This is a genomic window from Butyrivibrio proteoclasticus B316 (assembly GCF_000145035.1).
Classification (GTDB): Bacteria; Bacillota; Clostridia; order Lachnospirales; family Lachnospiraceae; genus Butyrivibrio; species Butyrivibrio proteoclasticus.
The window spans coordinates 2,521,297-2,532,995 of the sequence record NC_014387.1; the positions used below are offsets into that span (position 1 = coordinate 2,521,297).

At 40.5% G+C, this 11,699-nt stretch carries 13 protein-coding genes; 1 reads left to right on the top strand and 12 read right to left on the bottom strand.

What is annotated here, in order from left to right; genetic code table 11:
* Nucleotides 1–8 precede the first annotated feature (8 nt).
* From BPR_RS10480 to BPR_RS10515, 8 genes are all read right to left on the bottom strand, one after another.
* Nucleotides 9–560, bottom strand: coding sequence for an ECF-type riboflavin transporter substrate-binding protein (locus tag BPR_RS10480; RefSeq protein ID WP_013281456.1), 552 nt, complete (start codon nucleotides 558–560; stop codon nucleotides 9–11).
* 276 nt (nucleotides 561–836) lie between these two features.
* Entirely contained in the window at nucleotides 837–2,768 is a 1,932-nt protein-coding gene (locus BPR_RS10485; RefSeq protein ID WP_013281457.1) for an ABC transporter ATP-binding protein, read from the bottom strand.
* Nucleotides 2,769–2,778: 10 nt separating this feature from the next.
* Entirely contained in the window at nucleotides 2,779–4,533 is a 1,755-nt protein-coding gene (locus BPR_RS10490; RefSeq protein ID WP_013281458.1) for an ABC transporter ATP-binding protein, read from the bottom strand.
* Nucleotides 4,534–4,573: 40 nt separating this feature from the next.
* Nucleotides 4,574–5,062, bottom strand: a complete 489-nt coding sequence (locus tag BPR_RS10495; RefSeq protein ID WP_013281459.1) for a MarR family winged helix-turn-helix transcriptional regulator — start codon at nucleotides 5,060–5,062, stop codon at nucleotides 4,574–4,576.
* 220 nt (nucleotides 5,063–5,282) lie between these two features.
* Entirely contained in the window at nucleotides 5,283–5,714 is a 432-nt protein-coding gene (locus BPR_RS19845) for a GNAT family N-acetyltransferase (RefSeq protein WP_013281460.1), read from the bottom strand.
* Between the two features lie 365 nt (nucleotides 5,715–6,079).
* Nucleotides 6,080–6,295: a hypothetical protein gene (locus BPR_RS10505; protein ID WP_013281461.1), complete on the bottom strand. Its 216-nt coding sequence runs from the start codon at nucleotides 6,293–6,295 to the stop codon at nucleotides 6,080–6,082.
* An 82-nt stretch (nucleotides 6,296–6,377) separates the two neighbouring features.
* Entirely contained in the window at nucleotides 6,378–6,965 is a 588-nt protein-coding gene (locus tag BPR_RS10510; RefSeq protein ID WP_013281462.1) for an SOS response-associated peptidase, read from the bottom strand.
* Nucleotides 6,966–7,081: 116 nt separating this feature from the next.
* Complete coding sequence (locus BPR_RS10515) at nucleotides 7,082–7,294, bottom strand: hypothetical protein (protein ID WP_013281463.1); 213 nt, start codon at nucleotides 7,292–7,294, stop codon at nucleotides 7,082–7,084.
* A 266-nt stretch (nucleotides 7,295–7,560) separates the two neighbouring features.
* Between BPR_RS10515 and BPR_RS10520 the strand changes: the two genes are divergently transcribed.
* Nucleotides 7,561–7,998: a PH domain-containing protein gene (locus BPR_RS10520; RefSeq protein WP_013281464.1), complete on the top strand. Its 438-nt coding sequence runs from the start codon at nucleotides 7,561–7,563 to the stop codon at nucleotides 7,996–7,998.
* Between the two features lie 61 nt (nucleotides 7,999–8,059).
* On the opposite strand, the gene BPR_RS10525 is transcribed toward BPR_RS10520, so the two are convergent.
* The 4 genes from BPR_RS10525 to BPR_RS10540 all read right to left on the bottom strand — a co-directional run bounded on the left by BPR_RS10525 (nucleotide 8,060) and on the right by BPR_RS10540 (nucleotide 11,646).
* Nucleotides 8,060–8,359, bottom strand: a complete 300-nt coding sequence (locus tag BPR_RS10525) for a hypothetical protein (RefSeq protein WP_013281465.1) — start codon at nucleotides 8,357–8,359, stop codon at nucleotides 8,060–8,062.
* A gap of 98 nt (nucleotides 8,360–8,457) precedes the next feature.
* Nucleotides 8,458–9,105: a leucyl/phenylalanyl-tRNA--protein transferase gene (gene aat, locus BPR_RS10530; RefSeq protein WP_013281466.1), complete on the bottom strand. Its 648-nt coding sequence runs from the start codon at nucleotides 9,103–9,105 to the stop codon at nucleotides 8,458–8,460.
* A gap of 14 nt (nucleotides 9,106–9,119) precedes the next feature.
* Entirely contained in the window at nucleotides 9,120–11,345 is a 2,226-nt protein-coding gene (locus BPR_RS10535) for an AAA family ATPase (RefSeq protein ID WP_013281467.1), read from the bottom strand.
* A gap of 1 nt (nucleotide 11,346) precedes the next feature.
* Complete coding sequence (locus BPR_RS10540; protein WP_013281468.1) at nucleotides 11,347–11,646, bottom strand: ATP-dependent Clp protease adaptor ClpS; 300 nt, start codon at nucleotides 11,644–11,646, stop codon at nucleotides 11,347–11,349.
* Nucleotides 11,647–11,699: the final 53 nt, after the last annotated feature.

An 11,699-nucleotide genomic window follows, 5' to 3' on the forward strand; every position in this document is an offset into this window, starting at 1 on the left:
TGCAATCCTTAGTTCTCTTCTTTAAGGCTTCCCTTCTTGGGAATAGCTTTGGAGTATGCAAGGCATACTAAAGTTCCAACGATAGCTGTTGTAATAATGTTGATGATCGCACCGGTAACGCCCTGAAGAAATACCTTATTAGCAGGCTCCTGGAACATAAGGATATCAAGAACAGGTGCAACGACAACCCATGCTACCACATGTGCGATTGCTTGTCCAATATTAAATGTAATAATTCCCTTTACACCGAATTCGCCCTCATCAATCTTGAGCTTGAGAGTTACTATACCCATAAGGCAGCCAAATACTGCAGAAGCGATAACCCAGCTCCACCATACGCCCCAGCCATAGCTAAAGTCGATAAAGAAGTGTCCGATAAGTCCTGCAAGTGCTCCGGCTATAGGACCAAATACTGCAGCGATAAATGCGAGAAGTCCATACTGGATTGAGATATTTGTGTTAGGTACAGGACTTGGAATAGCCACAAATCTGCCAAGTACAAAGAAAAGAGCTGCACCGATACCGATAGCAACAATTGTTTTTACTGAAAGTTTTTTCATACTACGTTTCCTCCTATGAAACATTTAAATGTTCTTTATATCAACATGATACACAATCATATTGAAGTCTGCAAACCACTTATAGATGATCATAAAAAAGAATGTCGCGAGCGACATTCTCGCGCCGAGCGCGGTTGCATTTATGCAACATATTCATATCGCGCGAGTGCGCATCCACAGCGGAGCGTTTTTTTGTGATATAGGAGTTTCGGAGAAATTTCCTATATCACGAAAAACGGATCTCATGAGAACAAAATCTCATGAGATCCGCTATATTTACGCAGTAACGCTCTCTTCCTTCATGCCGGTGTAGAGATGATAGTATCTCTGTTTCTTGGCGATAAGTTCATCATGAGTTCCCTGCTCAACAATTCTTCCCTGTTCAAGAACTATTATGCAATCGCTATTGCGGACAGTTGAAAGTCTGTGGGCGATCACGAAAGTAGTTCTGCCCTTCATCAGCTTGTCCATACCATCCTGGACAATCTTCTCTGTTCTGGTATCAATTGAAGATGTAGCTTCATCAAGGATAAGTACAGGCGGATCCGCGATAGCTGCTCTTGCAATGGCAAGGAGCTGTCTCTGTCCCTGTGAAAGGTTGGCTCCGTCTCCTGTCAGCATAGTGTTGTAGCCTTCAGGAAGTCTTTTTATAAAGCTGTGAGCATTTGCGAGCTTGGCTGCTGCAATTACTTCATCATCTGTGGCATCAAGCTTACCATATCTGATGTTCTCCATAACAGTTCCTGTGAAAAGATGTGTATCCTGCAGAACTATACCAAGAGAACGTCTAAGGTCTGCCTTCTTGATCTTATTGATATTGATATTGTCATATCTGATCTTACCATCCTGAATGTCATAGAATCTGTTGATCAGGTTAGTAATAGTGGTCTTACCTGCACCTGTACTGCCGACAAAAGCAATCTTCTGACCAGGCAGAGCATGAAGTACAATGTCATGCAGGACCATTTTTTCATCTGTATATCCAAAATCTACGCCATTAAAGGTAACGTCACCTTCCATAGGCTGATAAGTTGTAGTGTTGTCAGCCTTATGATAATGCTTCCAGGCCCACTTTCCAGTGTGATGGTCAGCTTCAACAACCTGACCGTTCTCTTCCTTGGCATCAACAAGCATTACGTAGCCTTCATCAGTCTCAGGCTGCTCATCAATCATCTTGAAAATACGTTCAGCTCCTGCAAGAGCCATAATGATTGAGTTGAACTGCATGCTGACCTGGTTGATAGGCATTGAAAAGCTCTTGTTAAATGTAAGGAAACTTGCAAGTGCTCCAACAGTAAAGCCAACAGCAATGTTATCAGAAAGTGCTATCGCACCACCTATCATGGCACACAGAACATAACTTGTGTTACCGAGCTGTGAGTTGATCGGTCCAAGTGAGCCTGAATAAGCATTGGCCTTGAATGAACTCTGGAACAATTCCTCATTGAGTTCGTCAAACTTAACTATGTTATCCTGCTCGTGGTTAAATACTTTGACAACCTTCTGTCCGGTCATCATCTCTTCAATGAATCCGTTAAGAGCACCAATATTCTTCTGCTGGGCAACGAAGTTTTTACCGGAAGAAGCTGTTGCCTTGGCTGAACAGAACAGCATGACTCCTACCATAAATATAGTAACAATAGTAAGCGGAATGCTCAGAACCAGCATTGATACAAATACGCTCACAATAGTTATTGCTGAATTGAGGAGCTGAGGAATACTCTGGCTGATCATCTGTCTCAAAGTATCAATATCATTGGTGTAAACTGACATGATATCGCCATGGGCATGAGTATCAAAATATTTGATAGGAAGGCTTTCCATGTGCTCAAACAGTTCCTCACGGAGTCTTCTAAGTGTACCCTGATTGACGTACACCATTATTACCTGCTGAAGGAAAGAAGCTCCAATACCAAGTCCATAGAATACCGCTACTCTTGCCATAGCTCCCAAAAGTGCGCTGTAATCATTGCTGCCACTATCAAGCATTGGCTGAATATATCCGTCAATAAGAGTTCTCGTAAAAAGAGTTCCCTGTACACTTGAAAAAACTGTTACAAAAATACAAACAACTATTGTTATCATCTGAAGAGGATAGAATCTAAAAACATATCCCATGATCCTCTTAAACAATTTGCCCGGATTTTCAACCTTGGGCATTGGCTTTCCACGTCTGTTAAATTTAGCATTTTTCTCTTTTGCTGCCATATATGCCTCCTTACTGTGCTACCGGACTATCAAAATCCGCATCACCGCTTGCGCCGGTCTGTGACTCATAAACTTCGCGGTAAATATCGTTACTCTCAAGGAGCTCTTTGTGAGTTCCAAAACCATTGATCTTACCGTCATCCATAACAATGATACGGTCGCAATCCTGAACTGAACTGATCCTCTGGGCAATGATAAGCTTGGTTGTACCTGGGATTTCTTCAGCAAACGCCTTTCTGATCCTGGCATCTGTGCTGGTATCTACCGCACTTGTTGAATCATCCAGGATGAGGATCTTGGGTTTCTTGAGAAGGGCTCTTGCAATACACAGTCTCTGTCTCTGACCACCTGATACATTTGCTCCGCCCTGTTCTATAACGGTGTTATAGCCATCCGGCATCTTCTCTATAAACTCATCTGCACAAGCCATTCTGCATACGCGCTTGCAGTCTTCCTCTGTGGCATTCTTATCGCCCCAGCGAAGGTTATCAATAATTGTTCCTGAGAACAGGACATTTTTTTGCAGAACTACTGATACCTGATCACGAAGAGTCTCAAGATCATAATCTCTAACGTCAACTCCTCCAACCCTGACAGTTCCCTTAGAAACGTCATAAAGTCTGCTGATAAGGTTAACAAGTGATGACTTGGCCGAGCCTGTTCCTCCGATAATACCGATAGTCTCGCCGGCATTTATCTCAAGATTTATGTCCTTAAGTACAGGTTCTTCGGATTCTTCATTATATGCAAAGCTTACATGTTCAAAAGAAATGCTGCCATCTCTTACATTCATGACCGGATCAGCCTTGTTGGTGATAGAGCTCTTTTCCTCAATTACCTCTGCGATACGCTTGCCGCTTGCTGAAGCCATTGTCATCATGACAAAGATCATAGCAAGGAACATAAGGCTCATGAGAATAGACATGCAATATGTCAGAAGGCTCATCAGATTACCTGTTGAGATGTCTCCTGCAACTACCATGTGCGCACCTACCCAGCTGACAAGAAGAATACATACATAAACTGTCGCTGTCATAAGAGGACTCACATAAACCATATTCATCTCTGCCCTTACAAACAGACGATAGATGTTCTCTGCAGCTTTCTGAAATTTGGTGTTCTCATGCTCTTCGCGGACATAAGCCTTAACAACTCTGATAGCAGAAACATTTTCCTGAACGCTCTCATTGAGGCTGTCATATTTCTCAAATACCTGTTTGAAAAATCTTGTTGTTCTGCCCATAACCAGAACCATAATGATCGAAAGGAAAATTACCGCAATAAGATAAATCCTGGCAATTCTGGGGCTGATCGTAAATGCCGCGATCATGGCAATGATAAGAGAAGCAGGCGCTCTCATAGCCATTCTCAGCATCATCATGTAGGCATTCTGGATATTTGAAACATCTGTAGTCAGTCTTGTTACAAGACCTGATGTTGAGAATTTATCAATATTGGCAAAGGAAAATGTCTGGATGTTATCAAACATTGCTTTCCTCAGATTTTTGGCAAAGCCTGCAGATGCATTAGCACCAAAATATGCGCCTCCTATGCCTGAAATCAGGCCCAAAATAGCAATAATGAACATTATTCCACCTGTTCTGAAAATAACGCCCATATCGCCTCCATAAATGCCTTCATCGACAATCCTGGCCATCATGATAGGAATGATCATTTCACACACAACCTCACCGATCATGCATAAGGGAGTGATCACAGACGGAAGCTTGTATTCTTTTAATTCTTTAAATAATGTCTTAATCATATACCTCTGCTCCTAAAATAAATATTTGTGTCTCAAATTATCAGGAATTATCATCTCCTGTATTCATACGGGCCATGTTATCAATCACATGGTCTAAAAGAGTTCTGAGTTTCTCGACATTCTCTTCGCTCATCCCATCCGTCAGAACAGCGTTCATTTTATGCCTTCGCTCTTTGTTTTTTTCAATAAAGGCTTCGCCCTTATCAGTAATGGCGATATTACGATATTTCCTGTTATCAGGGTCTACCACAATCTTCACCATCTCTTTTTCCTCAAGTCTCTTAAGAAGCCCTATTGTAGTCGGATGTTTGATATGAAGAGCCTCAGATATATCCTTCTGTGTAACCCTCTGATCTCTCCTCTCCCACAATATCAGCATGACCATCATCTGAGAAAATGTCATATCATCTTCCCTCAGCTGATTGTTGATCATATTCGCAAAAGCCTCATGGATCAACTTGAATTTGAAGCTTATGGGTTCATGGCTCTTATCTCTTACAAACTCTCTTTCCTTGTCATAGCAAGTCATAATCACCTCTCATATTCTGTAAACAAAAAAGAACATGTAGCTAGATACATAAAATATATTACGTAGCTAACTACATGTTGTCAATACAAATATTCAAATTTGTCAGTGCTGCGTTGGTATTATATGCTTTGTCCCTTTTTACAAAAGTGTTTCTATATGTTGTACAACTTGAATTTGTCGCTATGGCAAGCTAAAAGTGGTTCTGTAAACTACCTTTCAATTATTCGCAATACATACATATAGTTCCATTTGATAACTTAAATCCATTCTTTTCGTAAAACTTAGCCGCTGGCGCATACTCGCTTGTATAAAGAACAATTCCCGCAAGTCCTTTTTCCTTACTATAATCTTTAACCGCATTTAATAGCTGTTTACCTATTCCATGACCTTGTCGTTCGGGAAGTACTGCCATCTCATTAATGTAAATCTCTTCTTTGCTCCCGGAAATCTTACAAAGTGCAAATATACATCCTAATACTTCGCTATTTTCTTCATATACATACCCAACAAATCTTTTCTGCTCAAAAAAATCCAGAAGATATTCTGTTGCATTTTCTGCTGTCCAATCTATTCCCCAATGTTCCATAGGGAATGCTTTTGAATAAATCATGCCACATTGTGCTAAGTCAGTGTTCTCCATAACTCTGATCATTTTGCCACCCCCATCACCAAATTTTGATTTGAATTATTCTATCATGAGCAACACCAATGTAAAAAGGGAGTATGCTTTTATGTAATACCAAGCTTGTCATGGTATCTATGTTGGTATTATGCTTAATTATAGAATAATATCAACTTCTTCATAATTCTGGCTTTGTTATTACGGTAAATTCATTTTAGACTTTAAAATTGCTAAAATAATAATAACAAAGCTGTAGATTATCTCTGGTTGTGTTTATTTTTTTCAATTTCAGGGCTTATTATCACTTACTAAGCATAATAACAAAGCTGTGGTTTAGTATATCTTAGTATTATTTGATAATGATCCATAATAACAAAACATTGTTTTTGTCTTACTTAGTATATCTTCTCTATATGCCAGGTAATACCATACATATTCATAAACTCTGCCAGATCATTATTATCCTTAATGAGCATCACTTCCTCAAATGCTCCCGTGCTGATATCCTGAAAGCCGGCGACCTGCTCTCCATTGCATATGCTCGCCTTGATCACAGGACGCTGTTTTTCCTTGTCATATGTTTTCGTTTCACTCTTTTTCTTAAAAAACATATCAGCAATATCTTCCTCCAAAAAAGAACTGCACATGTTCTCTTATCTCTATAAAAATCACTAGCATAGAATAGCTCATTATTCACATAAACAAGCTCAGCTGCTCATAATCGCTGCTTCTTAAAAGTTCAGGCATAGGTTCTTTTATCATTTCCATAGCAGCCTGGCTATCTTTAATATAATCTGCAATATTGCTTTTCTCTATCATTACCGGCATTCTGTCATGGACAGGCTCCATTGATTTATTAGCCTTAGTAGTCAATATCACAAAAGAATCTCTGTTCTCGCTAAGATCATAGAATCCGGCAAGATATATAGGTTTAGCATCATCTCGTTTAAATATGAATTTTGTCTTTTCTTTATCCCATTCATAGAAGCCTGTGGCAGGGAGTATACATCTTCTCTTACTTATGCTGTCTGAAAACATGGCCTTCTCCATTACAGACTCAGCTCTGGCATTTATGATAAGCTTTCTGTCTTTGGACATGATCCCCCAAAACAGCTCAGATATAGATACCCCCTTGCTGGCATTTCTGTTCCAAATGATCCCAGGAGTAACCATACCAGGAGTAATATCTCCGGCGCTGGTTTTTTTAAGGCCATGCCCAAGACCTAAGTCGTCTTCTACTTCATGTGTAGTTTTATCAGAAAAAAAATATCTTCCGCACAAATTATTTACCCTCTTTATATACTATATAGGAACTTCTGAGAAATATCCTCGAATTGAATAAAAAAGATCATTCCCAAAAAGAGAATGATCCGTAGAAATCAATTTGTGTTACCTCATCAATTGCCCATAGAAGCTATAAGCGCATCAATCTCAGCCTGTGACAGCATCTTGCCCGGATCTGATGCAGCGGGAGCTGCTGCCGGTGCGCCTGAAGCTGCAGGCTGAACCTGTGAAGGAGAGAAACCACCGCCTCCACCTGCCTGTGAAGATTTACCCATTATACTGGCAAGCAATGCCTGCTGCTCAGCATTAAGTCCGTTTGCATCCATACTTTGTACCTTCCTCTATAATATATATCGTAGTTTCAAGAAATAATCTTAAGTCACCAGGGCAAGATATGGGTTCTAATTAGCTTATGTATATTTTAATAACGTAGACAATTTACGTCAAATAATGCCTTGTTTGACTATTCACTCCTTTTAATTCCCCATTTTATGGGCTATAGTATTATGTAGGACACTATTCTGTCACTAATAGTTTATGCAAATTTAATTATAATTCACAAAAACTAAATACTATATTTTGAGGAGGGAATATGACCAAGATAGTAAACCCTGAGCAGTATGCTCATTCAACAGAGGCCAAAGGTGAGTTATGTTACCAGGAGAGGAAAAGACTATTATTTCTCGGCCTTCCATGGACCTTTACCAAATACGAGATAAGAGAAAATATCCTTACGATCATCAAAGGTTTCTTTACTGTAACAGAAGACGACTGTTATATGTACAAGATCAGCGACGTCGAGATTACCAGAACTCTTCTTCAGAGAATGGCAGGTCTTAGCACTATAACACTGTTCACTTCAGATGTAACCGACAAGACTATAGTTCTCAAGAACATCAAGCACGGCAGAGAGATCAAAGATTTCCTCTTCCAGGCTTCAGAATCTGCAAGACTTCGCCGCAGAACCGTCAACATGCAGAATATCGGCTTTGATGCTGACGATAACACAGATATTGATGATATGACCTGAAATATTGGTTCAAACCACATAATCATAAAAATCCGCCACATAATCTGTAGCGGATTTCTTTTTAACAAGTTTTAATTGTAAGCTTCTGAGGTTTAACCTGTCTGGCTTCACCCTTTCTGCCTCTGCTGACTATGCTCTCGCCAAGATTGATCATCTGCGCATTGGAAGCCATTGCAGCAAGTATCTGTTTGACCGCATCCTCATAATCATTAGGGTCCATTGGAATTACGTAGTCGTGATTGAGATGCTCTGTGGAAAGAATAGCTGCTCGATATCTTGTGTCATATCTGATACCGTAAAATGTACTGATCTCAGTATTGAGTGTTCCATTACTATCAGCTGTCTGCATTGCTATATACATAGAGAATACCTCACTTTCACTTTATCATAATTATCATTTATATAATTATATATCGACTATATTTTCTCAATATTATGATAATACATAATGCAAACTATTTAAAGCCCCTGATCCAGTAATTCCTTATATTCCTGATAAGTTATCCGCTCTCCGCCCATGCTTTCCAGATGATCTGTATGAAACTGGCAGTCTATAAAGACATATCCATTTTCTGCAAGTATCTGCGAAAGTCCTATTAATGCGAGCTTGGAGCCATTTTCCATATCTGAAAACATGCTCTCACCAAAAAAACATCTTCCAAGGCTCACGCCATATAAACCGCCTGCAAGTTCACCATCGATAAAGGCATCAACACTCAGAGCCAGATTATTGGCCGCAAGGTCTGCATAGGCATTCTCCATGTCCGTTGTGATCCAGGTGCCTTCCGCAAACTCACGCTTTATCCTGCATCTGTGCATGGTATCAGAAAAATCCCTGTTAACCTCAACCCGAATATCATGCTTTCTCATGAATTTCTTCATGGAATGTGATATATGAACGTTGCCTGGTCGTATGATATAGCGCTCCCTGGGACACCACCACATGATGGGCTGACCTTCGTTATACCAGGGAAATATACCGTTGGAGTAAGCCAGAACAAGCCTTTCTCTGGATAAATCTCCTCCTACAGCCAAAAGTCCGTCATCCTCAGCAAGCTGCGGAAGTGGAAAAGATATTTCGTTTTCATTAAGTGCAAATACTGGCATATTTTTATCTCGTATTATTTCTTACTGGTTTCTATGACAAAGTCCTTATTTCTGGTCGTAAGCTTGATCTTTCCACCATTTTTAAGCTTGCCAAATAAAATCTCATCAACAAATAATGGCTTAACATCATTTCTAATGACACGATCGATTTCTCTTGCCCCAAACTCCTGGCTGACACCTTTGGTCTTAAGAAGAGTTTTGGCCTTTTTATCAGCTGAAAGTGTGATCTTCTTGGCCTGTAGCTGTTCAGAAAGCTCTTTTAGCTTCTTTTCAACAACCATAGAGGCCATGTCATCGTCCATGCTGTTAAATACAACAATCTTGTTAAGTCTGTTCCTGAATTCAGGCTGGAAAGTATTCTTGACAGCTTCTGTGAGTACGCTCTCATCCATGCTCTCGCTGATAAAGCCTATTCCGCTCTTTCCAAGTCTGTTAGCGCCGGCGTTAGAAGTCATGATAACTACTACGTTTCTGAAATCTGCTTTTCTGCCCTGATTATCAGTAAGAGTTGCATAATCCATTACCTGCAAAAGAACGTTATAAATGTCAGCGTGAGCTTTTTCTATCTCATCCAAAAGAAGTACACATGAAGGGTTCTTTCTGATGGCTTCTGTAAGGATTCCACCTTCTTCGTAGCCGACGTATCCTGCTGGAGATCCAATCAGCTTGGCAACAGCGTGCTTTTCACCATATTCACTCATGTCAAATCTAATGAGTTTAACTCCAAGTTCATCTGCCAAAGTTCTTGCTATCTCTGTCTTGCCGACACCAGTAGGTCCTACAAACAATAGACTTGCAAGAGGCTTACCATCCTCGATAAGTCCCGCCTTGGAGAACTTAACTGCATTTACAACCTGGGATACAGCCTCGTCCTGACCAAATATTCTGGTCTTAATGCGCTCTTCAAGTGTTTCAAGTCCAGCTGCATCGTCAGTATCAACTGTCTCTATCGGAACTCTGCAAACGCCTGTAAGAATCTCATTTATAACTGTTTTATCTACTGTCTGAGTCTTCTGAGAAAGGGGATGGAGTTTCCTATAGGAGCCAGCTTCATCGATAAGGTCAATTGCTTTGTCAGGAAGGTATCTTTCGTTAATAAATTTGGCGCTCATATGGGCTGCATATTCCATCAGTCCCTTGGCATATTTAACCCCGTGATACTTCTCGTATTTGGCCTTTAAACCGTTTAAAATCTCAACTGTTTCTTCCTCGGTAGGTTCTTTTATCTCTACGTTCTGAAAACGCCTTACAAGGCCTTTATTCTTCTCAAAATACTTCTTGTACTCTTCAAAGGTTGTTGCACCAATAAATCTGATATGACCGTCTGTAAGGTAAGGTTTAAGCATGTTTGAAGCGTCAAAAGAGCCTTCTCCTACTGCCCCGGCGCCAGCCAGATTATGAATCTCATCTATGTATATTATTGGCTTTTCCTCTTTGCCAATCTCTGTTAAGACCTTTTTAAATCTCTTTTCAAAATCACCACGGTACTGAGTTCCAGCAAGCATTCCACCAAGATCAAGTGAAAAGACTTTGGCGCCCTTTATAGCATCAGGTACATCGCCGCTTTTAAGGCGCTGTACAAGGCCGTAGGTTATAGCCGTCTTACCAACGCCTGTTTCGCCGATATGAAGCGGATTATTCTTATCTTTTCTACAGAGTATCTGAATAGTTCTCTCCAGCTCTTTTTCCCTGCCAATAAGGGGATTAGCATCTGTTAATACATCGTTAAGGCACGGAGCATAAAGGCTAAGGCCAGCTTTATCCTCTTTGGTCTTAATACTGCCATCTATGTCCTCAGAAATAGCTTCTGCCGCATTTTCATCCTCGATTATGGCCATCTGCTGGAGTACATCCGCCTCTGTGATATCCTGCTGTTCCATGTAGTAAACAGCATAACTGTTCTCGAGATTCCAGATGGCGTGAACAAGGTGGCGGACATGAATCATATCACTTCCACTGCTATATGCACTCTGGCCCGCGAAATTCAGGACAAAATTAGTACCTGTAGACAATAAAATCTCCTTATTATCTATCTTATCCACGTACTCAGAAACATATTTCTGAAGGTTACTGCTCAGAATAGTAAGATTTCCTCCACACTCCTCAAAAGCCTCTGCGAACACGTCATCATCCAGGATCATGAGAAGGATCATCTCAGGAGTCACATACTCATATTTGTATTTATTGGCATAAGCTATGGCATTCTGAAATACTAAAGATGCCTCTTTTGAAAGATCCATATTAAGCCTCCTCTACTGTCATCCTGAAGGGAAATCCCTCTTTTTTGGCCCTTGCAAGAGCATTATTGACCCTTGTAACTGCAATGTCATAAGGGTACTTACCCACAACCGCCTGGCCGCTCTTATGAACCCCTAGCATGATTGCCTCTGCACTTACGGGATCCTTATGAAAAATATCCACAAGAATGCTCACCACAAAGTCCATTGTAGTGAAATCATCATTTAGCATTATCACATTGTATTGTCTGGGCTCTTTGATCCTGCTGCCCGTTTTTTCTTTGGTCTGACTTCCTGTTGCCATAATGTATCCTCCATTCCACAGATATAATTATAGCAGAAAATGGGGCAGGCCAT